The sequence below is a fragment of the Paracoccus sp. 08 genome (assembly GCF_024105395.1).
GTDB lineage: Bacteria > Pseudomonadota > Alphaproteobacteria > Rhodobacterales > Rhodobacteraceae > Paracoccus > Paracoccus marcusii.
Window position 1 is genome coordinate 100,266 of record NZ_WEKR01000072.1, and the last position, 25,365, is coordinate 125,630.

26 protein-coding genes are annotated in these 25,365 nt (G+C 69.0%); 9 read left to right on the top strand and 17 right to left on the bottom strand.

The window, feature by feature from the left end; all coding sequences use genetic code 11:
* The first annotated feature begins 37 nt into the window (after nucleotides 1-37).
* Nucleotides 38-754, top strand: a complete 717-nt coding sequence (lexA, locus tag GBO37_RS19320; protein WP_252930504.1) for a transcriptional repressor LexA — start codon at nucleotides 38-40, stop codon at nucleotides 752-754.
* A gap of 32 nt (nucleotides 755-786) precedes the next feature.
* On the opposite strand, the gene hemC is transcribed toward lexA, so the two are convergent.
* Entirely contained in the window at nucleotides 787-1,725 is a 939-nt protein-coding gene (gene hemC / locus GBO37_RS19325) for a hydroxymethylbilane synthase (RefSeq protein WP_252930505.1), read from the bottom strand.
* Between the two features lie 74 nt (nucleotides 1,726-1,799).
* Between hemC and hemE the strand changes: the two genes are divergently transcribed.
* On the top strand, nucleotides 1,800-2,828 hold the full coding sequence (gene hemE, locus GBO37_RS19330) for a uroporphyrinogen decarboxylase (protein ID WP_252930506.1): 1,029 nt from the start codon (nucleotides 1,800-1,802) through the stop codon (nucleotides 2,826-2,828).
* Here the strand turns inward: hemE and GBO37_RS19335 are convergent.
* The 6 genes from GBO37_RS19335 to GBO37_RS19360 form a co-directional block, all read right to left on the bottom strand.
* Nucleotides 2,825-3,805: an SPOR domain-containing protein gene (locus GBO37_RS19335; RefSeq protein WP_252930507.1), complete on the bottom strand. Its 981-nt coding sequence runs from the start codon at nucleotides 3,803-3,805 to the stop codon at nucleotides 2,825-2,827. The genes hemE and GBO37_RS19335 overlap by 4 nt on opposite strands.
* A gap of 69 nt (nucleotides 3,806-3,874) precedes the next feature.
* Nucleotides 3,875-4,504: a uracil phosphoribosyltransferase gene (upp, locus tag GBO37_RS19340; protein ID WP_176695016.1), complete on the bottom strand. Its 630-nt coding sequence runs from the start codon at nucleotides 4,502-4,504 to the stop codon at nucleotides 3,875-3,877.
* On the bottom strand, nucleotides 4,504-5,469 hold the full coding sequence (locus tag GBO37_RS19345) for an adenosine deaminase (protein ID WP_252930529.1): 966 nt from the start codon (nucleotides 5,467-5,469) through the stop codon (nucleotides 4,504-4,506). Before GBO37_RS19345 ends, upp begins: the two co-directional genes overlap by 1 nt.
* Complete coding sequence (locus GBO37_RS19350; RefSeq protein WP_252930508.1) at nucleotides 5,460-6,638, bottom strand: phosphopentomutase; 1,179 nt, start codon at nucleotides 6,636-6,638, stop codon at nucleotides 5,460-5,462. Before GBO37_RS19350 ends, GBO37_RS19345 begins: the two co-directional genes overlap by 10 nt.
* Nucleotides 6,635-7,918 carry a thymidine phosphorylase gene (locus tag GBO37_RS19355; protein ID WP_252930509.1) on the bottom strand — a complete coding sequence of 428 codons (1,284 nt, stop codon included), beginning with the start codon at nucleotides 7,916-7,918 and terminating at the stop codon, nucleotides 6,635-6,637. The genes GBO37_RS19350 and GBO37_RS19355 overlap by 4 nt, the downstream gene beginning before the upstream one ends.
* Nucleotides 7,915-8,313: a cytidine deaminase gene (locus GBO37_RS19360; protein WP_139597575.1), complete on the bottom strand. Its 399-nt coding sequence runs from the start codon at nucleotides 8,311-8,313 to the stop codon at nucleotides 7,915-7,917. Before GBO37_RS19360 ends, GBO37_RS19355 begins: the two co-directional genes overlap by 4 nt.
* Nucleotides 8,314-8,455: 142 nt before the next feature.
* Here GBO37_RS19360 and GBO37_RS19365 point away from each other — a divergent pair, with 142 nt between their 5' ends.
* The gene (locus GBO37_RS19365; RefSeq protein ID WP_252930510.1) at nucleotides 8,456-10,735 is read left to right on the top strand and encodes an NADP-dependent malic enzyme; all 2,280 of its coding nucleotides are present in this window, start codon (nucleotides 8,456-8,458) and stop codon (nucleotides 10,733-10,735) included.
* Nucleotides 10,736-10,909: 174 nt separating this feature from the next.
* The gene (locus GBO37_RS19370) at nucleotides 10,910-12,796 is read left to right on the top strand and encodes a propionyl-CoA synthetase (RefSeq protein ID WP_252930511.1); all 1,887 of its coding nucleotides are present in this window, start codon (nucleotides 10,910-10,912) and stop codon (nucleotides 12,794-12,796) included.
* Here the strand turns inward: GBO37_RS19370 and aroA are convergent.
* A complete protein-coding gene (aroA, locus tag GBO37_RS19375) occupies nucleotides 12,793-14,124 on the bottom strand; it encodes a 3-phosphoshikimate 1-carboxyvinyltransferase (protein ID WP_252930512.1) in 1,332 nt (443 codons plus the stop codon). The two genes, GBO37_RS19370 and aroA, sit on opposite strands and share 4 nt — an antisense overlap.
* A 119-nt stretch (nucleotides 14,125-14,243) precedes the next feature.
* Between aroA and GBO37_RS19380 the strand changes: the two genes are divergently transcribed.
* Complete coding sequence (locus GBO37_RS19380; protein WP_252930513.1) at nucleotides 14,244-14,957, top strand: DNA alkylation repair protein; 714 nt, start codon at nucleotides 14,244-14,246, stop codon at nucleotides 14,955-14,957.
* Here GBO37_RS19380 and GBO37_RS19385 read toward each other — a convergent pair.
* The gene (locus GBO37_RS19385; RefSeq protein WP_045999307.1) at nucleotides 14,945-15,424 is read right to left on the bottom strand and encodes a hypothetical protein; all 480 of its coding nucleotides are present in this window, start codon (nucleotides 15,422-15,424) and stop codon (nucleotides 14,945-14,947) included. The genes GBO37_RS19380 and GBO37_RS19385 overlap by 13 nt on opposite strands.
* A 117-nt stretch (nucleotides 15,425-15,541) precedes the next feature.
* On the opposite strand from GBO37_RS19385, the gene moaA reads away from it, so the two are divergent.
* Nucleotides 15,542-16,549, top strand: a complete 1,008-nt coding sequence (gene moaA / locus GBO37_RS19390; RefSeq protein ID WP_252930514.1) for a GTP 3',8-cyclase MoaA — start codon at nucleotides 15,542-15,544, stop codon at nucleotides 16,547-16,549.
* 61 nt (nucleotides 16,550-16,610) lie between these two features.
* Here moaA and ispG read toward each other — a convergent pair whose 3' ends face one another.
* From ispG to GBO37_RS19415, 6 genes are all read right to left on the bottom strand, one after another.
* Entirely contained in the window at nucleotides 16,611-17,744 is a 1,134-nt protein-coding gene (gene ispG, locus GBO37_RS19395) for a flavodoxin-dependent (E)-4-hydroxy-3-methylbut-2-enyl-diphosphate synthase (protein WP_252930515.1), read from the bottom strand.
* Between the two features lie 62 nt (nucleotides 17,745-17,806).
* Entirely contained in the window at nucleotides 17,807-18,082 is a 276-nt protein-coding gene (locus tag GBO37_RS21725; protein WP_371927639.1) for a hypothetical protein, read from the bottom strand.
* The gene (locus GBO37_RS21730; RefSeq protein ID WP_371927640.1) at nucleotides 18,066-18,404 is read right to left on the bottom strand and encodes a hypothetical protein; all 339 of its coding nucleotides are present in this window, start codon (nucleotides 18,402-18,404) and stop codon (nucleotides 18,066-18,068) included. Before GBO37_RS21730 ends, GBO37_RS21725 begins: the two co-directional genes overlap by 17 nt.
* An 8-nt stretch (nucleotides 18,405-18,412) precedes the next feature.
* Nucleotides 18,413-18,622 carry a DUF2842 domain-containing protein gene (locus GBO37_RS19405; protein WP_045980810.1) on the bottom strand — a complete coding sequence of 70 codons (210 nt, stop codon included), beginning with the start codon at nucleotides 18,620-18,622 and terminating at the stop codon, nucleotides 18,413-18,415.
* Between the two features lie 87 nt (nucleotides 18,623-18,709).
* The gene (locus GBO37_RS19410) at nucleotides 18,710-20,002 is read right to left on the bottom strand and encodes an adenylosuccinate synthase (RefSeq protein ID WP_127898375.1); all 1,293 of its coding nucleotides are present in this window, start codon (nucleotides 20,000-20,002) and stop codon (nucleotides 18,710-18,712) included.
* A 163-nt stretch (nucleotides 20,003-20,165) separates the two neighbouring features.
* The gene (locus GBO37_RS19415; RefSeq protein WP_045980808.1) at nucleotides 20,166-20,381 is read right to left on the bottom strand and encodes a SlyX family protein; all 216 of its coding nucleotides are present in this window, start codon (nucleotides 20,379-20,381) and stop codon (nucleotides 20,166-20,168) included.
* 58 nt (nucleotides 20,382-20,439) lie between these two features.
* On the opposite strand from GBO37_RS19415, the gene hisS reads away from it, so the two are divergent.
* The 3 genes from hisS to hisG are packed head-to-tail and all read left to right on the top strand — an operon-like array spanning nucleotide 20,440 to nucleotide 23,671.
* A complete protein-coding gene (gene hisS, locus GBO37_RS19420; protein ID WP_252930516.1) occupies nucleotides 20,440-21,921 on the top strand; it encodes a histidine--tRNA ligase in 1,482 nt (493 codons plus the stop codon).
* Nucleotides 21,918-22,979, top strand: coding sequence for an ATP phosphoribosyltransferase regulatory subunit (locus GBO37_RS19425; protein ID WP_256481217.1), 1,062 nt, complete (start codon nucleotides 21,918-21,920; stop codon nucleotides 22,977-22,979). The genes hisS and GBO37_RS19425 overlap by 4 nt, the downstream gene beginning before the upstream one ends.
* The gene (gene hisG / locus GBO37_RS19430) at nucleotides 22,976-23,671 is read left to right on the top strand and encodes an ATP phosphoribosyltransferase (RefSeq protein WP_252930517.1); all 696 of its coding nucleotides are present in this window, start codon (nucleotides 22,976-22,978) and stop codon (nucleotides 23,669-23,671) included. Before GBO37_RS19425 ends, hisG begins: the two co-directional genes overlap by 4 nt.
* Before the next feature lie 16 nt (nucleotides 23,672-23,687).
* Here the strand turns inward: hisG and GBO37_RS19435 are convergent, their stop codons facing one another.
* Entirely contained in the window at nucleotides 23,688-24,596 is a 909-nt protein-coding gene (locus tag GBO37_RS19435; RefSeq protein ID WP_252930518.1) for a nickel/cobalt transporter, read from the bottom strand.
* Entirely contained in the window at nucleotides 24,593-25,258 is a 666-nt protein-coding gene (locus GBO37_RS19440; RefSeq protein WP_252930519.1) for a DUF1007 family protein, read from the bottom strand. Before GBO37_RS19440 ends, GBO37_RS19435 begins: the two co-directional genes overlap by 4 nt.
* Between the last annotated feature and the right edge of the window lie 107 nt (nucleotides 25,259-25,365).

The following is a 25,365-nucleotide window of genomic DNA, read 5'->3' on the forward strand; positions in this document are numbered from 1 at the left end:
CTAGAACAGACGCGGAACACGAAGAAAAGGGCGGGCCATGTTGACGAAAAAGCAGATCCAACTGCTTGAGTTCATCCAGAGGCGGATGGCGCGGGACGGCGTGCCGCCTTCCTTCGACGAGATGAAGGACGCTTTGGACCTGCGGTCCAAGTCCGGCATCCACAGGCTTGTGACCGCGCTGGAAGAACGAGGCTTCATCCGGCGCCTGCCGCACCGCGCCCGCGCGCTCGAGGTGCTTCGCCTGCCCGACGCCCTGTCCCACCTGACCGACGCCGCCCCGGAGGAGACGCGTCCGGCCTTTACGCCGCGCGTCATCTCGAACACGCGCCCCGCTCGATCGCGCGGCGCGATGACGGTCGTCGACAGCCCTGCGGTTCAGTTGCCCCTGATGGGCCGTATCGCCGCCGGCGTGCCGATCGAGGCGATTTCCGAAGTGTCGCACCATGTGGCAGTGCCGGGAACGATGCTGTCGGGCCGTGAACATCACTACGCGCTTGAGGTGACCGGCGATTCGATGATCGAGGCCGGCATCAACGATGGCGACGTCGTGGTAATCCGCGAACAGGACACCGCAGAGACGGGCGACATCATCGTGGCCTTGGTGGACAATCAAGAAGCCACCCTGAAGCGCTATCGCCGCAAAGGATCGATGATCGCGCTGGAGGCCGCCAACCCGGCCTACGAGACGCGGCTTCTTCCCGAGGACCGCGTGCGCATCCAGGGCCGGCTGGTCGGACTGATCCGCAGCTATTGACTCGCTTGCCGGGGCTGTGCCCCGGCATATCCTCAGGCGATCAGAAAGCCGGGTCCGGCGCGGGACAGCAGTTCCTCCGCCAGATCCGTGCCCATGGCCGCGCCATCCGATGTCAGACCATCACGGACACCGGCCACGACCTCGCTGCCATCCGGGCGCAGGATTTCACCACGCAGCGTCATGCGGTCACCATCCAGCGTGGCAAGCCCCGCGATGGGCGTCTGGCAGGACCCGTCCAAGCGGCGCAGGAAGGCACGCTCTGCCTCAATCCGCAGCGCCGTCAGCGGATCGTTGATCGACGACAGCAGCATCGCACAGCCCTGATCGTCGGCACGGCGCTCGATGCCGATGGCGCCCTGTGCGACAGCGGGCAGCATCTCGTCCGGATCGATGGCGCTTTGAGCGACATGACGCATGTCCAGCCGCGACAGGCCCGCCATTGCCAGGAAGGTCGCCACGGCAACCCCGTCCGCAAGCTTCTGCAGGCGCGTCTGCACATTCCCCCGAAATTCCACCAACTGCAGATCGGGACGACGGTGTGCCAATTGGGCGCGCCGGCGCAGGCTGGAGGAACCAACAACCGCCCCCTGGGGCAGCGCGGTGATCGAGGCCACGTGCGGGCTGACAAAGGCGTCCCGGACATCCTCCCGCGGCAGAAGGCAGTCGATGATCAAGCCGTCCGGTTGCAGCGTGGGCATGTCCTTCATCGAATGCACGGCGATGTCGATCGCGCCCTCGGTCAGGGCCTCCTCGATCTCGCGGGTGAACAGGCCCTTGCCGCCGATCTGCGACAGGGGGCGGTCCAGGACGCGGTCGCCGGTTGTCTTGATCGGAATGATCTGGAACGCGTCCTGCGGCAGGCCATGCGCAGCCATCAGGCGATCGCGCGTCTCATGGGCCTGCGCCAAGGCCAGGACCGATCCGCGCGTGCCGATCCGAAGCGGTCGGGTGGGAGTGGGCATCTGTGTCATGCGCCACGGCATAGCCGCCGGGGCTGCGCTTGACAACGCCTGTCGCCTGACCTTCAAGGGGCGCAGGAGGCCCCATGACCAAACTTCTGCTGCGCGCCCTGGCCGGCGAGACCCTGCCCACCCCGCCGATCTGGATGATGCGTCAAGCCGGGCGCTATCTGCCGGAATACCGTGCGACGCGCGCGCAGGCGGGCGATTTCCTGTCGCTCTGCTACAATCCCGACCTTGCCGCCGAGGTCACGCTGCAGCCGATCCGCCGCTTTGGCTTTGATGCCGCGATCCTTTTTGCCGACATCCTGCTGATCCCCCAGGCCCTTGGCGCCGACCTGTGGTTCGTCACCGGAGAAGGACCGCGGCTATCCACCGTCACCAGCGCGTCAGATTTGGCGCGGCTGAAACCGGCGGATCAGGTCGATGCGCAGCTGGCACCCGTCTATGAGACGCTGCGGATCCTGTCACGCGAACTGCCGCGGGAAACCGCCCTGATCGGCTTTGCCGGCGCGCCATGGACGGTCGCAACTTATATGGTCGCGGGCCGCGGCACCAAGGATCAAGGTCCTGCGCATCTGCTGAAGGATCAGGACCGCGCGACATTCGCCGCGTTGATCGACCTGATCACGGATGCCACGATCCATTACCTGTCACGCCAGATCGAGGCCGGGGCCGAAGTCGTCAAGCTGTTCGACAGCTGGGCCGGCAGCCTGAAGGGCCAGGATTTCGACGACTTCGCGATCGCTCCGGCCAAGCGGATCATCGCCGCGCTGAAGGCGCGTCATCCCGGCGTGCCTGTCATCGCATTCCCCCGTGAGGCGGGCGAGCGTTATGTCGGCTTTCGGGCGGCGGTCGGRGCCGACTGCGTCGCGCTGGACAATTCGGTGTCGACCGATTGGGCCGCCCGCCACGTCCAGACCGAGGGCTGCGTCCAAGGCAACATGGACCCGCGGCACATGGTCACGGGCGGGCCCGAACTTGTCGCCGAGGCGCAGCGGATCACCCGCGCCCTGCGCAGCGGTCCGCATGTCTTCAACCTGGGTCACGGGATCACCCCTGACGCAGATCCCGACAACGTCGCCCGGATGATCGAGGCGGTGCGCAGCGCCTAGCGCGCCACCGCCTTGGGATAGCCGTTCGCCCGCAGGTCGTTCAGCGCGGCGATCAGGGCCTGCCGGTCGGTAAAGGGTCCCGCCATGATCAGCCGCAGCGGTTTCGTCCCATCCGTTGTCCGCCCCTGCCCCGTCGGATAGCCGCGCGCGGCCAGCGCCCGCAGCACGATCATCGCGTTCCCCTCGTCGCCATAGGAACCGACCTGAACATACCGCGCCGATGCCGGGATCATCTCTGGTCCCGGCACAGCCATAGGCTTGGGCGCAGCGGCGACGGGCGCCGCAGGGGTCGGTGAGGCCGCACGACGGGCGGTGGCGCGCGGGGTCGCGGCAACGGTCGGCCGCGCCGCGGGGGCCGTCCTGACGGCTGCCGGCTCTGGCCGTGGCGGTGCCGGGGTCACTCCCGTGGTCAACGACGCCGTCGCGGTGGCCGCGCGCATGCCTGGGCACAACCCCAAGGTAGAGCCCTGCGCGGATGCCGACGGGTCCGGCTTGTAGCCAAGACGCGCGCACAGCTCCGGGCTGCCCGAAAGGCCGGTGGCCTCGCGCAGCGTCGGCGCCATGGTCAGGGCATCCTGCAGCGCGGTGTGGATCGGATCGGGCACCCGCGACGCGGCCGGTTCCGCGCGGGTTTCGGCCGGGGCCGGGTCCGCGGTCCATTCGCCGGGGCGCAGGTCGCGCGACAGCTGTTCCAGCAGCATGGTTTCGACATCGGGCGGCGGTGCCTGGGTCAGTGGCAGCGCCCGTTCCGTCAGCGGGTCCGTGCGCCGGACGTCCAGGCTGGGGGGAAAGCCGCACAGCGTCTGCCCCTGCCCATCCTGACGCGCGGTCCAGTCGGGGCCGCTGCGGGTGAAGACGCAGCCGTTGCCGTCGATATACTGCGTCCCCGCGAAATCGGCGGGGGGCGGTGGCGTCGGAGCGGCCTGCGCCGCCCCGCCCAGCAAAAGCATCGCCAAGACCCGCAAGTGCCCGATCATCTGCCATCCATTCCGTTGTCCTGCCCCAGACCTAGCGCAGAACCGTGAAACGGCGGTTAACGGGCGGCCTTATTTCGTGCCGAACATCCGGTCGCCGGCATCTCCCAGGCCCGGGACGATATAGCCGTGATCGTCCAGTCGTTCGTCTAGCGCCGCCGTGAAGATCGGCACGTCCGGATGCGCCTCGCGCATGCGTTCGACGCCTTCGGGCGCAGCCAACAGGCACAGGAAGCGCATGTTCTTGGCGCCGCGCTCCTTCAGCATGTCGATGGCCGCGACCGACGAATTGCCCGTGGCCAGCATCGGGTCCACCACGATGGTCATCCGCGCGTCCAGCTCGCGCGGCACCTTGCAGTAGTATTCGACCGGCTTCAGCGTCTCGGGGTCGCGATAGAGGCCGACGAAGCCCACGCGCGCGCCGGGGATTAGCTCCAGGATGCCGTCCATCAGCCCGTTTCCGGCCCGCAGGATCGAGATCAGGGCCAGCTTCTTGCCCTCCAGCGTTGGGGCCTCCATCTCGCACATGGGCGTCTCGATGTGCATGGTGGTCAGCTCCAGCTCTCGCGTGACCTCATAGGCCAGAAGCAGGCTGATCTCGCGCAGAAGGCGGCGGAAACCGGCGGTGGACACCTCTTTCTGGCGCATGATCGACAGCTTGTGCTGAACCAGCGGGTGGTCGACGACGGTCAGGTGTTGCATCAGGCGAATTCCTTTTTCAGGCGGTCACGGGTGGACGCATCGCAGAACGCGGCGTCGGCAGCCCACTGGTTGATCTGTCGGAACTCGGTATCGCCCCAGCCAAAGGTCGACGCAAGCCGATCGTATTCATGGCGCATCGTCGTGTGGAAGAACGGCGGATCGTCGGTGGACACGGTGACCCGCACCCCGGCATCGGCCAGCCGCGCGATGGGATGGGCGCCCCATGACGGATAGACCCCAAGTGCGATGTTCGATCCCGGACACACCTCCAGCGTCACGCCGCGCTCGACCAGGTCGCGCACCAGCGCAGGGTCGTCGATCGCCTGCACGCCATGCCCGATGCGGGTGCAGCCCAGGTCCAGCGCCTGCCGGACGCTGTCGGGGCCGCCCCATTCGCCTGCATGGCAGGTCAGGCCCAACCCGGCCTCTGCCGCGCAGTCAAAGCTCCAAGCGTAATCGGTGGCCCGGCCGACCTGTTCGGCCCCGCCCATGCCAAAGCCGGTGATCCAGCCGCCCGCGGTCTCGGCAGCACAGCGCGCGGTTTTGCGCGCACGATCCGCGCCGAAGTGACGGATCGCGGTGACGACGCCGCGGCTGTCGATGCCGTCCGCCCGGGCGCGGTCCGCAACCTCGGTCATCGCGGCCAGATGATCGCGCCAGGCCGACAGGTCCGCACCGCCGCAGAATTCCGGCGAGACGAACAGTTCCGCATAGACCACGCCCTCCTCGGCGCAGCGGTCCAGCACCTCGGCCAGCAGGCGGGCATAGTCGCGCGGGCCGTTGATGACGCTGGTCGCAGCCTCATAGCAGCGCAGGAAGCCCGGAAAGTCGTCATAGGCGTAATGCCCGCGGTCGTCGAAGACGCCGGACAGGTCGGCGTGTTTTTCCTGAGCCAGGCCGCGGATGAAATCGGGTGGCGCGGCACCCTCCAGATGCAGGTGCAGTTCGATCTTCTTCATAGGAATGATGTCCCGTGTCGGGGGGCGGGCAGCCCCAGATGCGCAAGGATCGAGGCGCCGATATCGGCAAAGCCCACCTGCCCCACGCCGCGCACGCCCGCGCCCCAGCCCAGCACGGGGGCGCGCTCGCGGGTGTGATCGGTGCCGGACCAGGACGGGTCATTGCCGTGATCGGCGGTGAAGATTGCCAGATCGCCGGGCGACAGCGTCGCCAGGAACCGGCCCGCGACGCCGTCGAACCATTCCAGTTGCGTGGCATAGCCGGGAATGTCCCGCCTGTGGCCGAAATTGGTGTCGAATTCGACGAAGTTGGCGAATGTCAGGCTGCCGGGTTCGGCCTGGGTGCCAAGCCGGACCACGTGTTCGGCCAGGGCCGCGTCATCGGTGCCCTTGTGCAGGCGGGTGATGCCGCGATGGCTGAAGATGTCGCCGATCTTGCCGATGGCATGGGTGACCCGCCCCGCACCCTGCGCGATGTCCAGGATGGTGTCGCCCGGCGGCGCGATCGCGAAATCGCGGCGGTTGCCGGTGCGACGGAACGCGCCAGGTTGGCCGACAAAGGGCCGCGCAATGACCCGGCCCACGCGCATCGCGTGCAGCATCGGTGACAGATCGCGACACAGCGCGATCAGGCGGTCGAGGCCGAACGCCTCCTCATGCGCCGCGATCTGCAGCACGCTGTCGGCCGAGGTATAGCAGATCGGCCAGCCGGTCTGCAGATGCCGGGCGCCGAAGTCGTCGATGACCTGCGTCCCCGATGCGTGGCAGTTGCCCAGGATGCCGTCGGTCCCTGCCAGCTGGCAGATCCGCGCGGTCACGTCGGCGGGAAAGGCGGGGTCGGCGTCGGGGAAATAGGTCCAGTCCCACGGCACGGGGACGCCCGCGATCTCCCAGTGGCCAGAGGGGGTGTCCTTGCCGCGCGACACCTCGGATGCCGCGCCCCACAGGCCGCGGGGTTCGGCGCCCAGACCCGGTGCATCGATACCCGAGGCCAGCCGCACCGCCGCCCCAAGCCCCAGCCCGTCCAGCACCGGCATCCGCAGCGGTCGCGCCTGCGCGATATGCCCGACGGTGTTCGCACCGGTATCGGGGCGACCGTCGTTGAAGAAGGCGTGGGCATCGGGCGCGCCGCCGATGCCCACGCTGTCCATGACGATCAGGAACGCCCGGCTCATGCGCCGATCCGGTCGCGGATCAGTGGGCCGGGCTGGCCGTCGCCCAGGACATAGGCGGCCTGCACGGCGGCGATGGCCACCTGTGCCGCCGTGTCGTCGGCGGCGTGGACCATGCCCAGGGGGCGGTCGGGGCCGACCTCCTCTCCCAGCTTGGCCAGGCGGTCCAGGCCCACGCGGTGGTCGATCGCCTCGGCCGCGCGCACGCGTCCACCGCCGAGCGCTAGGACCGCGTGGCCAAGCGCGGTCACGTCGATGCGCCCCACGCGCCCCGCGGCGGGCGCGGGGATGGGCAGGATCAACGGCGCGCGGGCCAGATGCGCCTCGGGGCGGTCCAGCAGGTCGCGTGGTCCGCCCTGGGCCGCGACCATGCGGCCGAACACCTCGGCTGCGGCGCCGCTGTCCAGCGTGTCGGCCAGACCGTCCGCGGACCGTCCCGCCAGCGTCAGGCATTCGGCCGCCAGCGCCAGCGTCAGGTCGCGCAGCGCGCCCGCCTCTCCGCGCAGGCAGCGGATCGCCTCTGCAACCTCCAGCGCATTGCCGGCGCTGCGGGCCAGCGGCTGATCCATGTCGGTGATGAAGGCAGACGTGCGGCAGCCCGCCCCGTTCGCGGTCTCGACCAGGGCCTGGGCCAGCCGGCCGGCGCTGTCGGCCTTCTTCAGGATGGCGCCCGACCCCGCCTTGACGTCCAGGACTAGCGCATCCAGCCCCGCCGCCAGCTTCTTCGACAGGATCGACGCGGTGATCAAATCGATCGATTCCACCGTCCCCGATTCGTCGCGGATCGCGTACAGGCGACGGTCCGCAGGGGCCACGTCGCCCGTGGCCGCGACGATCGCGCAGCCGACGGTGCGCACGATGCGGCGGAAGTCATCCTCAGGCTGGTCGCACAAATAGCCAGGGATCGCCTCCAGCTTGTCCAGCGTGCCACCCGTATGGCCCAGGCCGCGACCCGAGATCATCGGCACGAACACCCCGCGCGCGGCCAGAAGCGGCGCCAGCACAAGCGACACCGTATCGCCGATGCCGCCGGTCGAATGCTTGTCCACCACCGGACCCGACAGGTCCCATTGCAGGACATGCCCCGAATCGCGCATGGCGCGCGTCAGCGCCACGCGGCCCGCCGGTCCGATGCCCTTGGTCAGCACCGCCATCGCAAAGGCACCCGCCTGCGCGTCGCTGACCGACCCGTCGGCCAGCCCCTGCGCGATCAGCGCCGCGCCTGGCCCGTCCAGGCCCCGCCCGTCGCGGATCGCCGATATGACAGGACGCGGATCCGTCATGTGCGCGCCATGTGGCCCGCGTCGAACCGGCCGGGCAGCAGGTCGCCCACGGTCGTGTGCATCTGCGCGCCGTCGGTCGTGGCCAGCAGGACCGGCACCTCTGCGGATGCGAATTCCGCCAGCTTCTGGCGGCAGCCGCCGCAGGGCGGCACGGGGGTCGGGCTGTCGGCGATGACGGCGACCTCGATCAACTCCGTCTCTCCGGCGGCGACCATCGCGGCGATGGCCCCGGCCTCGGCGCAGGTGCCTTCGGGATAGGCCACGTTCTCGACGTTGCAGCCGCGATAGACGGTGCCCGACGCGCCGCGGATGGCCGCGCCGACCTTGAATTTCGAATAGGGCACATAGGCCCGTTCGCGCACGTCGCGCGCCGCATCCAGCAATGACGTCGTCATGGTTCACCCCGTTCGATCTGGCCGCCAATCTGCGCCCGCGGGCGGGGTTGTGCAAGACGCGCGCGGGCGCGCAGAACCCCGCTGTTCCCCGACGTCAGAATGGTTTAACGGTAAACCAATTCCGAAACCGGAGGGGCGAAAGATGGAAGACCGCAGGCAGGACAGCGCAAGACAGGCCGCGCTGGATTATCACGAGTTCCCGCGACCGGGCAAACTGGAGATCCGCGCGACCAAGCCGATGGCCAATGGCCGCGACCTGGCCCGCGCCTATTCCCCCGGCGTCGCCGAAGCCTGCCTGGAGATCAAGGCCGATCCCGCAACCGCCGCACGCTATACCACCAAGGGCAACCTGGTGGCCGTCATCTCGAACGGCACGGCCGTCCTGGGCCTGGGCAACATCGGCGCGCTGGCCTCCAAGCCGGTGATGGAGGGCAAGGCGGTCCTGTTCAAGAAATTCGCCAACATCGACTGCTTCGACATCGAGGTGAACGAGCCCGATCCGGTCAAGCTGGCCGAGATCGTCTGCGCGCTGGAGCCGACCTTCGGCGCGGTGAACCTGGAGGACATCAAGGCCCCCGACTGCTTCATCGTCGAACAGATCTGCCGCGAGCGGATGAACATCCCGGTCTTTCACGACGACCAGCACGGCACCGCCATCGTGGTGGGCGCGGCCGCGACCAACGCGCTGCGCATCGCCGGCAAGCGGTTCGAGGACATCAAGATCGTCTCGACCGGCGGCGGGGCGGCGGGCATCGCCTGCCTGAACATGCTGCTGAAGCTGGGCGTCAAGCGCGAGAACGTCTGGCTGTGCGACATCCACGGCCTGGTCCATGAGGGCCGCGACATCGACATGAACCCGCAGAAGGCCGCCTATGCCCAAGCCTCGGACAAGCGCAGCCTGACCGAGGTGATCGACGGTGCCGACCTGTTCCTGGGCCTGTCCGGTCCGGGCGTTCTGACGCCCGAGATGGTCGGTCGCATGGCCCCGCGCCCGATCATCTTCGCGCTGGCGAACCCCAACCCCGAGATCGACCCCGACGCGGCCCGCGCCGTGGCCCCCGACGCGATCATCGCCACCGGACGCAGCGATTTTCCGAACCAGGTCAACAACGTCCTGTGCTTCCCCTTCATCTTCCGCGGCGCGCTGGACGTCGGCGCGACCACCATCAACGACGAGATGAAGATCGCCTGCATCGAGGGCATCGCCGCCCTGGCCCGCGCGACCACCGCGGCCGAGGCCGCCGCCGCCTATCGCGGCGAGACGCTGACCTTCGGCGCCGACTATCTCATCCCCAAGCCCTTCGATCCGCGCCTGATGGGCGTCGTGTCATCCGCCGTGGCCCGCGCCGCGATGGAGACGGGTGTGGCGACCCGGCCCCTGGACGACATGGCCGCCTACAAGCAGAAGCTGGACGGGTCGGTCTTCCGATCGGCGCTGATAATGCGCCCGGTCTTCGAGGCCGCGGCCACCGCCACGCGCCGCATCGTCTTTGCCGAGGGCGAGGACGAACGTGTCCTGCGCGCCGCCAATGCCATGCTGGAGGAGACGACCGACGTCCCGATCCTGATCGGACGCCCCGACGTGATCGCCACCCGCGCCGAACGCGCGGGCCTGCCGATCCGTCCGGATGTCGACTTCGAGATCGTGAACCCCGAAAACGACCCCCGCTATCGCGACTATTGGGAGACCTATCACGGCATCATGGCGCGGCGCGGGGTCAGCCCCGACATCGCCCGTGCGATCATGCGCACGAACACCACCGCCATCGGCGCCGTCATGGTGCACCGGGCCGAGGCCGACAGCCTGATCTGCGGCACGTTCGGACAGTACAGCTGGCACCTGCAATACGTGCGCCAGATCCTGGCCCGCGACGGGCTGCACCCGGTCGGCGCACTGTCGATGATCATCCTGGAGGACGGCCCGCTGTTCATCGCGGACACCCAGTGCCACAACGACCCCACGCCCCAGCAGGTCATGGAGACGGTGATGGGCGCCGCGCGTCACGTCCGTCGGTTCGGCCTGACGCCCAAGATCGCCCTGTGCAGCCATTCGCAGTTCGGCAACACCGACAGCTACTCGGGCCGCAAGATGCGCGACGCCCTGGCGCTGCTGGACGCACGCGAGCCCGACTTCATGTATGACGGCGAGATGCATGTGGACGCGGCCCTGGACCCCGAGCTGCGCGAACGCATCTTCCCGACCTCGCGGCTGCAGGGTGTGGCGAACGTGCTGGTCTTTGCGGGCACCGACGCCGCATCGGGTGTCCGCAACGCGCTGAAGATGCGCGCGGGCGGCCTGGAGGTCGGGCCGATCCTGATGGGCATGGGCAACCGCGCCCATATCGTGACACCCTCGATCACCACGCGCGGCCTGCTGAACATGTCGGTGCTGGCCGGCACGCCGGTCACGCATTACGGCTGATTCGCCGACATTTTTGCAAATACTGCGGCGCGGCAAAGGAGGCTTTGCTGCGCCGTTCTGTTTGCAAACCCGATCGCCGGATTTCTGCTAATCAGCGCATTGTCACGCCGCTAACAAGGTTGCGCGACGCCCCCCTTCCTGCGTAACAAAACCCAGGTTCAGGGAGGGGAGTCCATGTCCTATCAAGATCTCTACGCGCGCTGGAAGGCCGATCCCGAGGCGTTCTGGATGCAGGCCGCCGATGCCATCGACTGGACCCAGCCCCCAAGTCGCGCGCATTTCGACCAGGGACCCGCCGGGGAATGGTTCGCCGACGGCATGGTGAACACCTGCTGGAACGCCATCGACCGCCATGTCGCGGCCGGTCACGGCGACCGCCTGGCGGTGATCCACGACAGCCCGATGACCGGCAGCGTCAGTCGCCTGACCTATGCCCAGCTGCAGGACCAGGTGGCCCGGCTGGCGGGTGTGCTGGCCGCGCGCGGCATCGGCAAGGGCGACCGGGTCATCATCTACATGCCGATGATCCCCGAGGCGCTGCAGGCGATGCTGGCCTGCGCCCGGATCGGGGCCATCCACTCGGTCGTCTTCGGCGGGTTCGCCGCACATGAACTGGCGGTGCGCATCGACGACGCCAAGCCCCGCGCAATCATTGCCGCAAGCTGCGGGCTGGAGCCGGGTCGCGTCGTCCCCTACAAGCCGCTGATGGACCGCGCCATCGACGAGGCCGCCCACAAACCGGACTTCACCATCGTGTTCCAGCGCCCCGAATGCGCGGCCGACATGGTGGCGGGCCGCGATCTGGACTGGCGCCAGGCGGTGGCGGATGCGCACCCTGCCGACTGCGTCCCGGTCGAGGGGAACCACCCGGCCTATATCCTCTACACCTCGGGGACGACGGGCCAGCCCAAGGGCGTCGTGCGCCATACTGCGGGGCATCTGGTCGCCCTGGCGTGGAGCGTGCCGAACATCTACGGCATTGGGCCGGGCGACGTGTTCTGGGTCGCGTCCGACGTGGGCTGGGTCGTGGGGCATAGCTATATCGTCTATGGACCGCTGATCGCGGGCGCGACGACCGTGGTGTTCGAAGGCAAGCCCGTCGGCACCCCCGACGCGGGCACGTTCTGGCGGGTGATCGCGGATCACAAGGTCAAGTCCTTCTTCACCGCGCCCACCGCCATCCGTGCGGTCAAGCGCGACGACCCGGACGGCCGGTTGGTCGGCAAGTACGACCTGTCCGGCCTGCAGGCCCTGTTCCTGGCGGGCGAGCGCGCCGACCCCGACACCGTCACCTGGGCCGAGGATCGGGTCAAGGTGCCGGTGATCGACCACTGGTGGCAGACGGAGACCGGCTGGCCCATCGCCGCGAACCCCTTCGGTGCGGGGCTGATGCCCGTGAAAAAGGGCAGCCCGACCCTGCCCATGCCCGGCTACGACGTGCAGGTCCTGGACGAGGCCGGGCACCCGGTCGCACCCGGCACCCTGGGCGCGATCGCGATCAAGCTGCCTCTGCCGCCCGGCACCCTGCCCACGCTGTGGAACGCTGAGGATCGGTTCAACCGCGCCTATCTGCAGCACTTCCCCGGCTTTTATGAGACCGGCGATGCGGGTTACGTCGACGATGACGGCTATGTCTGGATCATGGCGCGCACCGACGACGTCATCAACGTCGCGGGCCACCGCCTGTCCACGGGCAGCATGGAGGAGGTTCTGTCCAGCCATCCTGCCGTCGCGGAATGCGCGGTGATCGGGGTCGCCGATCCGCTGAAGGGACAGGCGCCTCTGGGCCTTCTGTGCCTGAAGAAGGGGGTCGAGACCGAGCATGCCCAGGTCGTGGCCGAAGTGGTGCGCATGGTCCGCGACCGCATCGGGCCCGTCGCGGCCTTCAAGACCGCCTGCGTCGTCGATCGCCTGCCCAAGACGCGGTCGGGCAAGATCCTGCGCGCGACCATGGCCAAGATCGCGGACGGTGAGACGATCAAGGCGCCCGCCACCATCGACGACCCCGCCATCCTGGACGAGATCCGCCGATCCCTGGCCGGGGTCGGCTATCCCGCCTAGTCCAGCGTCGCGCCCAAGCGGGTCATCAGCGGCACGAAGTCGGGGAAGGATGTCGTGATCGGCCCCGCGTCGTCGATGGTGACGGGCTGCTGGGTCGCAAGGCCCAGGATCAGGAAGCTCATGGCGATGCGGTGGTCCAGATGGGTCACCGCATGGCCGCCGCCCGCCACCTGCGCCGCGCCGTGAACGGTCATGGTGTCGCGCGTGTCCTCGACCGTGACACCGTTCGCGCGCAGGCCCACGGCCATCGCGTCGATGCGATCACTTTCCTTGACGCGCAGTTCCGCGACGCCGTTCATCACCGTGGTGCCTTCGGCGAACGCGGCGATCACTGACAGGATCGGGAATTCGTCGATCATGCTGGCCGCACGATCGGCCGGGACGGTCACGCCCTTCAGCGGGCCGTGGCGCACCAGCAGGTCGGCCACGGGCTCTCCGCCCTCCTCGCGCGGGTTCTCGAAAGTGATGTCGGCGCCCATCTCTAGCAGGGTCACGTACAGGCCGTCCCGCGTCGGGTTCCGGCTGACGCCCGGCACGCGAATTTCGGACCCCGGCACGATCAGCGCCGCAGCCACCGGAAAGGCCGCACTGGACGGRTCGCGCGGCACGGCCACGGGCTGCGTACGCAGTTCGGGGCGGCCGGTCAGGGTGATCTTGTGGCCTTCGGACGTGGTCTCGGTCCGGATCTGCGCGCCGAACCCGGCCAGCATGCGTTCGGAATGATCGCGCGTCGGTTCGGATTCGATCACCACCGTGTCCCCTGGCGCATTCAGCCCGGCCAGCAGGATCGCCGACTTGATCTGGGCGCTGGCCACGGGGGTGCGATAGGTGACGGGCACCGGATCGGCCGCGCCCTGGATGGTGATGGGCAGACGCCCCCCCTCGCGCGCGGTGATCTGGGTGCCGAACTGCGACAGCGGGTCCGTCACCCGCGCCATCGGACGACGCGACAGGCTGGCGTCGCCGGTGAATGTCACGCTGATCGGCGTGGTCGCGACCGCACCCATGATCAGACGCACGCCGGTGCCGGAATTGCCGCAATCGATCACGTCGGCCGGGCTGGAGAACCCACCCACGCCCACGCCATGCACCGACCAGTCCCCCGGCCCGTGCTGCGTGACCTGCGCGCCAAGCGCCTGCATGGCGCGGGCGGTGTCCAGCACGTCCTGGCCCTCTAGCAGACCGGTGATGCGCGTCTCTCCGACGGCCATCGCGCCCAGGATCAGGGCGCGGTGGCTGATCGACTTGTCCCCCGGCACCAGCGCCTCGCCCGTCAGGGGGCCGGTGCGGCGGGCGGTCATCGGACGGGGGTCTGCGGAATGCGACATGGGCCTACCTCGTGGTTTTGCCGCGCCTTTTCGCCCGCCCGGCGCGCCCCTGCCACCATCATCTTGAGGCCGGCGCCCCCGCGCCCTAGAAGGGGGCCAATCACGGATTGGAGAATCCCATGCAGGAACTGGACCGGCTGCGCGACCTGGCCGACCCCGAACGCGCCGCCCGCGCCAGTGCACGCCACAAGCGTGATCGAGAGACCCTGGGCGTCACCCCCGCCGCGCTGGAGGAGGTCGTCGCCGAATGGCGCGCGGAACGCGATCTGGACGCGCGCATCGCGCTGGCCGAGGCGCTGTGGGACAGCGACGTCCACGAGGCCCGCCTAGCCGCCGCCCGCCTGCTGGTGCAGGCCCGGATGCGGCCCGACGACGCGGCCTGGGCCGCGATCATGGACTGGGCGCCGCAGATCGACGGGGCCGAGATCGACGATGCTGTGATGACCGCCGCCGCGCGGCGCGTGGTCGCCGATCCGACCCGTCTGGATCAGATCACGGCATGGGCCGGCAGCCGGAACCCGTGGCTGCGCCGGGGCGTGATGCTGGCCACGCTGCCCTGGGCCAAGATGAACAACCCCAAGCCCGAGGATCTGGAGATTCGGGAAAAGGTTCTGCAGCTGATGCTGCGCCTGGCGTCCGATCGTCACGGCGGCGTGCGTCAGGCGGCCAAGCTGTGGCTGCGCAATCTGGAAAAGCGCGACCCGGACCGCGTCGCCGTCTGGCACAGGGCCCACGAGGCGATGGCCGCGCCCGAACCGCAGCCTGAACCCCGGGCCGAGGACGCGCCACAATCCGACGACGCGCCCCGCCCCGACGGCGATCAGGAGCGGTAGACTTCCAGCGTCGGTAGGTCGGTCAGCGGCACGCCCAGCAGCTGCAGCGCCGGCAGCGAGACCTGGCTGCCCGTGCCCGATCCCGACAGGGGCCGCAACTCGACCTGCGCCGACTTGCCCGTGGCGGGGTTCACGATGCGCCCCTGCACCGGCGCATCGACCAGGGGCGTCTTCATCCAGAACCCACCCTCGGACGGGTTGCCAAGCGATCCGACGGTCGTGCCAAGCCGCGTCTCGGCCGTCGCCGGGGCCTGGGCGGCGGCTACGCGCTGTTCAGGCGTCGTGGTGTCCAGCTGTGCGGGTGTCGCGCGTGCTGCGGGCCGGGGGCTGGGCGCGCGCGTCACGGCCGTCGCGGCCGCGGTCTGGGCCGCCGTCGCCTTGGGCGCTTCGGGCCGGTTCATCGTCGCGGCCATCTGGGTGCATCCGGCCAGCGACAGGCCCAGGACGGCAAGGGGGATCAGGCGCATCGGCGTCTCCTTCGATCATCGTTGCCGCAGATTAGTCACGCCAGCGTGGCAAGGTCCACCACCCGACCCACGAATCCCCGCCTTGTGACCGCAGTCCGGCGCGCCTAGATATGGGGGATGGACATGCACCCGCCCCTGATCGACCCGTTTGCCCGCCCCATCACCTATCTGCGGGTGTCGGTCACCGACCGCTGCGATTTCCGATGCGTCTATTGCATGGCGGAACACATGCAGTTCCTGCCCAAGGCCGACCTCCTGACGCTGGAAGAGCTGGACCGCCTGTCCACCGCCTTTATCGGCCTGGGCGTGCGCAAGCTGCGCATCACCGGAGGAGAGCCTCTGGTCCGTCGCGGCATCATGGGCTTTTTCCGCAACGTGTCGCGTCACATGGGGAACGGCCTGGACGAGCTGACCCTGACCACCAACGGCAGCCAGCTGGCCCGCCACGCGGCGGAACTGGCCGATATCGGCGTGCGGCGCGTGAACGTGTCGCTGGACACGCTGGACGCCGACAAGTTCGCGGCGATCACCCGGTGGGGCCGCCTGCCCCAGGTGCTGGAGGGGATCCGCGCCGCGACCGCTGCCGGCCTGCGCGTCAAGATCAACGCCGTAGCCCTCAAGGGCGTCAACGACAGCGAGCTGTTCGATCTGGTGCAATGGTGCGGCGACGAGGGTCACGACCTGACCTTCATCGAGGTGATGCCTATGGGCGAGATGGGAGAGGAGGACCGGCTGGATCAGTACTGGCCCCTGTCCGACCTGCGTGCCAGGCTGGCCGAACGCTTTACGCTGCTGGATCTTGCCGAACGCACGGGCGGCCCGGCCCGTTATGTCAGGCTGGCCCAGACCGGGCAAAAGATCGGCTTCATCACGCCACTGACCCATAATTTCTGCGAAAGCTGCAACCGCGTGCGCGTCACCTGCACCGGAGAGCTGTTCATGTGCCTCGGCCAGGAGGACAACGCCGACCTGCGCGCGCCCCTGCGCGCCAGCGCCGACGACGAGGCCCTGCGCCAGACGATCCGCGCGGCCATCGCGCGCAAACCCAAGGGTCACGACTTCGACTATTCCCGCCAAGGCGTCGCAGGCCAGATGACCCGCCACATGAGCCATACCGGCGGCTGACGAGGCGCGCCGGCGGGGGGTCCGGGGGCGCCAGCGCCCCCGGCCCTCGCGGGACGCAACCCTACTCGGCGGCGGCTTCCGCGGCGCGCGCCTCGGCGTCCAGGATCTCGGCCCGTTCCTCGACCAGCCGGACGATGTTATCGACCATCTGGTCGTTCGACAGCTTGTGGCTCTGCTTGCCGGCCATGTAGACCATGCCCGACCCGGCCCCGCCGCCGGTAAATCCCAGATCGGTCATCAGCGCCTCGCCCGGTCCGTTCACCACGCAACCGATGATCGACAGACTCATCGGCGTCTTGATGTGCTCCAGCCGCTTTTCCAGCGCCTCGACCGTGCGGATCACGTCAAAGCCCTGCCGTGCGCAGCTGGGACAGCTGATGATCTGCACCCCGCGCGTCCGCAGGCCAAGCGATTTCAGAATCTCGAAGCCGACCTTGACCTCCTCGACCGGATCGGCCGACAGGCTGACGCGGATCGTGTCGCCGATCCCCATCCACAGAAGGTTGCCCAGGCCCACCGCCGACTTGACGGTGCCGCCGACGAAACCGCCGGCCTCGGTGATGCCCAGATGGATCGGCGCGTCCGTCGCCTCGGACAGCTGCTGATAGGCCGCGGCCGACAGGAACACGTCGCTGGCCTTCACGCTGATCTTGAATTCATGAAAATCGTTGTCCTGCAGGATCTTGATATGGTCCAGCCCGCTTTCGACCATCGCGTCGGGACAGGGCTCGCCATATTTCTCCAGCAGGTGCTTTTCCAGGCTGCCTGCATTCACGCCGATGCGGATCGAACAGCCGTGGTCCTTGGCCGCCTTGATGACCTCGCGCACGCGGCTTTCGTCCCCGATGTTACCGGGGTTGATGCGCAGGCAGGCGGCGCCCGCCTCGGCAGCCTCGATGGCGCGCTTGTAGTGGAAATGGATGTCGGCGACGATCGGCACAGGGCTCTCGCGGCAGATCTCGCGCAGCGCGCGCGTGGTCTCCTGGTCCGGGGCGCTGATGCGCACGATGTCGGCGCCGGCATCCGCGGCGGCGATGACCTGGGCCAGGGTCGCCTTGACGTCGTGGCCGTTGGTGTTGGTCATGGTCTGCACGCTGATCGGGGCATCGCCGCCGACGGGGACCTTGCCCACCATGATCTGGCGCGACTTGCGGCGCTCGATGTTGCGCCAGGGACGGATCGGGTTCAGCGACATGGCAGGCCTCCGGGGGTTCGCCCCTCAGATAAGCCATGCAGGCCGCAACGACAACCGCCCCCTCAGCGCTGCATCGCCGTCAGCACCGTTCCAAGACAGTCTCGGGGCAGCATCAGCAGCATCGGCCCCTGCACCCGCAGGCTGACCAGCCCCGTCGCCCGGTTCGAGGTGCCGACCCGCTGGCCCGGAGCGAAATCGATCCCGTCGATGGGCCATTCCAGGCCTTGGCTGCTGCCGCGCGCCGGTCCCATCGGGTACAGCGACACCCGTGTCCCGGGCATCAGCGGCAGGGTCAGGCGCGGCGGGCACAGCACGATCACGTCATCGCTGGCCAGCATCACAACGCGCGGAACGTTGGGCTGGACCATCACCGTCAGCGCGGCCCAGGCATTTGGCGAAATCCGTGCTGTCCTGCTCCGCCACCTCCAGCACGCGGGCGGCCGGAACTGACCGCCGCGCCGGGTCCGAGATGCTGTCCAGGTCCCCGATCACCCAGTCCGGCGCGTGCCCCATGGCCAGAGCCCGGTCCGCACCCCCATCCGCGGCGACCAGCAGGGGCGCGACCGATAGCGCCACCGACAGATCGGCGGGCGTCACCATGCCGCCCCCGATCACGGTGACCCCGCGCAGGTGGCGGACCGGTCGGGGCTGGTCCACCATTCCCGCCCTCAGCCCTTGCCGACGCCGCTGAAGACGCGCTTGAACGGCAGCGCCCACAGTACGCCAAGCGCGACATAGATCAGCAGCTCGATCCAGATCGGCTGGCGTCCGAACCGCCCGTCCAGCCAGTTCATCAGCGACACCGCCGCGACGACATAGGCGGGCATGCCGATCACCAGGATCAGGATGGACAGCCGCTTGCGGGTCTTCAGTTCCATGTCGTCTGGCTCTTTCCTCGGTATCCCCGAACGCGCCCCAAGGGGGTCCGGGGGACAGGATGTCCCCCGGCACGTCGCGGGACGCAATCAGTCGGCGAAGGGATCGGTCACCAGGATCGTGTCGTCACGCTCCGGGCTGGTCGACAGCATCGCCACGGGGCACTGGATCAACTCCTCGACGCGGCGCACGTACTTGATCGCGGCGGCCGGCAGGTCGGCCCAGCTGCGCGCCCCGGCGGTCGATTCGTGCCAGCCTTCCATCTCCTCGTAGATCGGGCGCACCTTGGCCTGCAGCGCGGCCGCCGTCGGCAGATAGTCATAAGTCACGCCGTCGATCTCGTAGCCGGTGCAGATCTTCAGCGTGTCGAACCCGTCCAGCACGTCCAGCTTGGTCAGGGCGATCCCATTGACGCCGCTGATCGCGCAGGTCTGGCGCACCAGCACCGCATCGAACCAGCCGCAGCGGCGCTTGCGGCCCGTGACGGTGCCGAACTCGTGGCCCCGCTCGCCAAGGCGCTGGCCGTCGGCGTCGTCCAGTTCCGACGGGAACGGACCTTCGCCCACGCGGGTGGTGTATGCCTTGACGATGCCAAGGACAAAGCCGATCGCCCCCGGCCCCATGCCCGTGCCACTGGCCGCCGCCCCCGAGGTCGTCGTGGACGAGGTCACATAGGGATAGGTGCCAAAATCGATGTCCAGCAGCGATCCCTGCGCGCCCTCGAACAGGATCCGTTTTCCGGCCTTGCGGGCGTCGCCCATGATCTTCCAGACGGGCTGGGCATAGGGCAGCAGCTTGGGCGCCACCTCCATCAGCTTGGCCTTCAGCTCGGCGCGGTCGATAGGCGTGGCGCCAAGACCCGCGCGCAGCGCGTCGTGGTGGGCCAGCAGGCGGTCCAGGCGGCTGTCCAGCGTCTCCTCGTCGGCCAGGTCGGCGACGCGGATCGTGCGGCGGCCGACCTTGTCCTCATAGGCGGGGCCGATGCCGCGGCCGGTCGTGCCGATCTTGGCCTTGCCGGCGGCCTCCTCGCGCAGCTTGTCCAGGTCCTGGTGCAGCGGCAGGATCAGCGGCGTGTTCTCTGCGATCATCAGGTTCTCGGTCGAGATGGCGACGCCCTGCCCCGCCAGCTTGTCGATCTCCGAGAAAAGCGCCCAGGGGTCCAGCACGACGCCGTTGCCGATCACGGCCAGCTTGTTCTCGCGCACGATCCCCGAGGGCAGCAGCGAGAGCTTGAAGACCTTGTCGCCGATGACCAGCGTGTGGCCGGCATTGTGACCGCCCTGAAAGCGCGCGATGACATCGGCGCGTTCCGAAAGCCAGTCGACGATCTTGCCCTTGCCCTCGTCGCCCCACTGGGCTCCGACAACCACAACATTGGCCATGAGCGATCCTTTTCGTTGTCCGAAGTTCTTTTCAGCCCGGCATTAGCGCATCGGGCACGGCGGGGRAAGCCGCTTTGTCGGGACCCTGCCGGGGGCGACCGCCGGGGGCGCTTCGCCCCCCGGACCCCCGGAGGGTATTTGGTCAAAGAAGAAGCGGGCGGTCTCAGTAATGCGGCGGGCGCTGGTCGGCGAGCGCGACACTGCCTGCCGCATCGGCCTGACGCTCGGCCTCGGCCAGCAGCAGCTGATCCAGGCGGCGGGTGACGCGGGCAAGGTCGCGGTCCTGTCGGGCGATGACCTCGGACAGCTCATCCGTCAGCCGCGTCAGATGGGCCAAGGCCTCCTCCAGCTGATGCAGGCGGTCCTGCTGCTTGTCCATGTCGTCACCTTCCGTTACAGCGGCGCCTGAATATGGGCCCGAAAAGGCGACTGATACCATGGCAAAAGACAAGAAGCAGCCCCGTCCCAAGGCCGAGACGCCCAAGGGGTTCCGCGACTATTTCGGGCAGGACGTGACCGAACGGCGCGACATGCTGGACCGCATCGCGCAGGTCTATCACCGCCATGGCTTCGATCCGCTGGAGACGAGCGCCGTCGAGACGGTCGAGGCCCTGGGCAAGTTCCTGCCCGACGTGGACCGCCCCAATGCCGGCGTCTTTGCCTGGCAGGAGGAGGCGGTGCCCGGCGGCGGCACGGCGGGCGACTGGCTGGCACTGCGCTATGACCTGACGGCGCCCTTGGCGCGCGTCGCGGCGCAGTACCGCAACGACCTGCCCAGCCCGTACCGCCGCTTTGCGATGGGACCGGTCTGGCGCAACGAAAAACCGGGGCCGGGTCGGTTCCGCCAATTCTATCAATGCGACGCGGACACGGTCGGGTCGGCCTCGGTGGCGGCGGATGCCGAGATCTGCGGCATGCTGGCCGATGCGCTGGAGGCCGTGGGCATCGACCGCGGCGACTATCTGGTGCGGATCAACAACCGCAAGGTTCTGAACGGCGTCCTGGAGGCGGCCCAGGTTCGCGAGGATCAGGCCGAGGATGTGCTGCGCCAGATCGATAAGTTCGACAAGGTCGGTCGCGAGGGCGTGCTGGCCCTGCTGACCACGGGCCGCCTGGACGATAGCGGCGCGCGCATCGATGGCGTGGGCCTGTCCGAGGCGCAGGCGGGGCCGGTGCTGGCCTTCCTGGAGGCCAAGGGTGCGGACAACGCCGCGACGCTGGACAACCTGTCGACCGCCGTCGGCGGATCGGCCATCGGCGCCGAGGGCGTGGACGAACTGCGCCAGATCGCCGCGATGCTGGCCGCGATGGGCGTGGCCGAGGATCGCGCCGTGATCGATCCGGCCGTGGTCCGGGGCCTTGGGTATTACACCGGCCCGGTCTTCGAGGCCGAGCTGACCTTCGAGATTCTTGACGAAAAGGGCCGCAAGCGGCAGTTCGGATCGGTCGCGGGCGGCGGCCGCTATGACGGGTTGGTGGAGCGTTTCACCGGGCAGAAGGTCCCGGCAACCGGCGTCAGCATTGGCGTCGACCGCCTGCTGGCCGCTTTGCGCGCCAAGGGTCTGGCCGGGGCCGAGGTCGCCGGTCCCGTGGTCGTGACCGTGATGGACCGCGACCGCATGTCGGATTACCAGTCCATGGCCGCCGACCTGCGCGCCGCCGGCATCCGTGCCGAGGTCTATCTGGGCAACCCCAAGAACTTTGGCAACCAGCTGAAATACGCGGACAAGCGCGGCGCACCCGTCGCGATCATTCAGGGCGGGGATGAGGCGGAACGCGGCGTGGTGCAGGTCAAGGACCTGATCCTGGGCGCGAAGATCGCCGCAGAAGCCTCTGTCGAGGAATGGAAATCCCAGCCCGCCCAGACCGAGGTCGCGCGCGCCGACCTGGTTGCCGAAGTCCGCAGGATCATCGGATGATCCCGAAGCAGGCCAAGCAGGCGGTCGGACAGCGGCTGCTGTCGCGGTTCCGCAACGCCGGTGCGACCGAGATCGCGCCCGACATCCTGCTGCCCGCGGGCGACCTTCTGGACCTGTACGGAGAGGACATCCGCGCCCGCGCCTATGTCACCCAGGACCCGATCCGTGGAGAGATGATGCTGCGCCCCGACTTCACCGTGCCGGTGGTCCAGGCGCACATGCAGAACGGCGCCGATCCGGCCCGCTACTGCTATCTGGGAGAGGTGTTCCGCAAGCAGGACACGGGCGACACCCGCCCCGCCACGCCGCGCGACCACGAATACCTGCAATGCGGGTTCGAGCTGTTCACCCGCGATCCCCAGGCCGATGCCGAGGTCTTTGCGCTGTTCCACGATGCGCTGGCGCCCCTGGGCCTGCAGGCGCGCATGGGCGACATGGGCCTGCTGCTGGATGCGGTGCGCGGCCTGCCGCTGACCGAGGCGCGTTCGGTGGCGCTGCTGCACCACATCTGGCGGCCGGGCCGCTTTGCGCGCCTGCTGGCGCGGTTCTCGGCCCCGTCGATCGCGCGGGAGTTTCCCGACGTCACCACGTCCTGGGCCGGGATGCGGACCGAGGACGAGATGATCCGCCGCATCGCACGTCTGCAGTCGGACGTGGCGGTGCCGCCCCTGGCCCCGGTCTGGACCGACCGGCTGGAGCGTCTGTTCGCCCTGCGCGCCCCGGCGCCGCAGGCGCTGTCGACGCTGGCCGACCTGGCCCGCGACATGCCCGCCATCGCGCCGGCGGTGGCCCGCATCCGCGACCGCCTGGACGCCATCGGCGCGCGCGGCATCGACCTGCAGACGGTGATCTTCGACGCCAGCCACGGGCGCACCACGATGGAATATTACGACGGCTTCACCTTCACGTTCCAGGCCGACCGCGCCGGATGGCCGCCGGTGGCGTCAGGCGGGCGCTATGACGCGCTGACCCGCGTGCTGGGCCGCGGCCGCGAGATTCCCGCCGTGGGTGGCATCATCCGCCCCGGCCTTGTTGCCGAACTGGAGGCGCAGGCATGATCCGTCTTGGTGTGCCGTCCAAGGGGCGGCTGATGGAACAGACCTTCGACTGGTTCGCCGACCGCGGCGTGCGTCTGTCACGTGCCGGGTCCGACCGCGAATATGCGGGCCGGGTCGAGGGGGTCGAGGGCGTGTCGCTGGTCCTGCTGTCGGCCGGAGAGATTCCCCGCGAACTCGCCGCCGGCCGGATCGAACTGGGCGTAACCGGCACCGACCTGGTGCGCGAAAAGCTGGCCGGATGGTCAAGCGACCTGGTCGAGGTCACGCCGATGGGGTTTGGACATGCCGACCTGATCCTGGCCGTGCCGGATTGCTGGCGCGACTGCACGGACCTAGACGATTTCGCAGCCATCGCGCGCGATTTCCGGGCCGAACATGGATTCCGTTTGCGCATCGCCACGAAATATCACCGCCTGGTCCGCGCCTGGCTGTCCGCCCACGAGGTCGCCGACTATCAGCTGGTCGACAGCCAGGGCGCGACCGAGGGCACGGTCGCCAACCTGACCGCCGAAGCGATCGCCGACATCACCTCGTCGGGCGAGACGCTGCGCGCAAACAACCTGCGCATCCTGGACGAGGCGCCGATCCTGCAGTCGCAGGCGACGCTATTCGCCAGCCGCGCGGCGATGGGCCCGGCAATGGACGCGCTGATAGCCCGGTTGGTGCCGCCGCAGGCAGACCGGTCAGCCTAACCCCGCAGCACCCGCATCAAAGCCACGGCAGCAGCACCGCGACCGAGATCGCCGCGATCAGCACCCCTGCGCCAAGTTGCAGCGTTCCGGGCAGCCAGCGCGCGGCGCCCGCCCAGGGGCCGTGTTCGGGCAGCAGGGCAAAGCTGCCGCGTCGCGCCCAGACCGCCAGGCAGGCGACCGCGACCGTCACCACCGCAGTGCCCAGGCCCATCGCCAGCGTCCCCAGGATGCCCATCCCGAAGATGCCCATTCGCCAGGTCAGGATCAGCAGAAACAGCGCTCCGGTGCAGGGCCGCAGCGCGATGCCCGCCACGACCAGCACCCCGTCGCGCAGCGACCGCGTCTGCGCTACCTGCTGCGGCGTGGGACCATGCGCATGGCCACAGCCGCAGGCGTCGCCGTGGTGGTGATGGTGGTGGCGATCCGCCCGCGCCTGCGCGCGCAGCATCGACAGGCCGCGCCATGCCAGCCACAGGCCGACCGACGCGACCAGGACCGTGCTGGCCTGCACCATCGCGACCTCCGACAGGTCGGTCAGGGTCTGGCGCCCCAGGTCCAGGATGGTGATGCCGCCCCAGACCAGGGCTATCGCCGTGCCTGCCTGCGCCAGCGACGACGCGACCGACAGCCCGGCCAGCCGGACCAGAGGAACTTGGGCGCCGAACCCATAGCTGCCGATGATCACCTTGCCATGCCCCGGCCCGACCGCATGGGCGATGCCATAGGCAAAGCACAGCCCCAGCAGCGACGCGACCGCCCCCGGCTGGCCCGACCGCAGCGCCCGCAAGGCCCCGGCCATCGCGTTCTGGACGGCGCGCTGCTGGTCGGTGGCCCACCGCTCGATCCCGGCCAGACCGCCGCCCAGCCACAGCGCCACCAGCGTCAGGGCGACAACCAGCCCCGTCAGGGCGACGGCGCGCCTCATGATCCCGGGCCGCAGCGGACCTGCACCGAATCCGCGCCGGTGGCGCCGATGTCCACGGTGATCAGGTCCGCCTCCTCGGCGCTTTGGCCGTCGCCCAGAGCCTCGCCCACCGCGCGGGCATAGGCATTGGCGGCGGCATAGGGGTCGCCCATGCGCAGATCGACAGCGCAATCGTCCCGCGCGATGGCCGGGGGTTCGGGGATGCTGAACTGGACATAGTATTCAGGGTCATAGACCTGGATCGTCAGCGGCCGGTCCCCGTCCAGCGGCTCGGCCAAGGGTCGCACATGGGCCGAGATCACCCGCCCGTCCTCATAGCGCGCGGCGAAATCCTGTGGGCCGTCCAGCGCCAGCCTGCGGCCGTCCGCGTCCAGAAACAGCCGCCCGTCAAAGCCCGGCTCCCAGTCCGCGTCGAAGCCCTGCAGGGCCGCCTGTTCGTCGGTGGTCAGGACGCCGTCGCCATCGGGGTCCAGGCCCAGATCCTCGATGATCAGCAGGGAATAGAATTCGTCATAGGCCCATTCGACACCCACATGGGTCAGCGCCCCCGCCGCGTCGTGACGCAAGGACAGGCCCGCGTCGATGAACACATGCGGATGGGCCAACGCGCCAAGCGGCGCGACGATCAGCAGGGCGGACAGGCAGGACACGCGCGGCGACATCGGCAGGACACCTTGGCAAGGACGGCGGTTCCAGTTACCCGCGTGCGGCGCGGCTTGCAAATCACCGCTTTGCCAGCCCGGCGGAAAACCACGCGGGCGCCGCAACC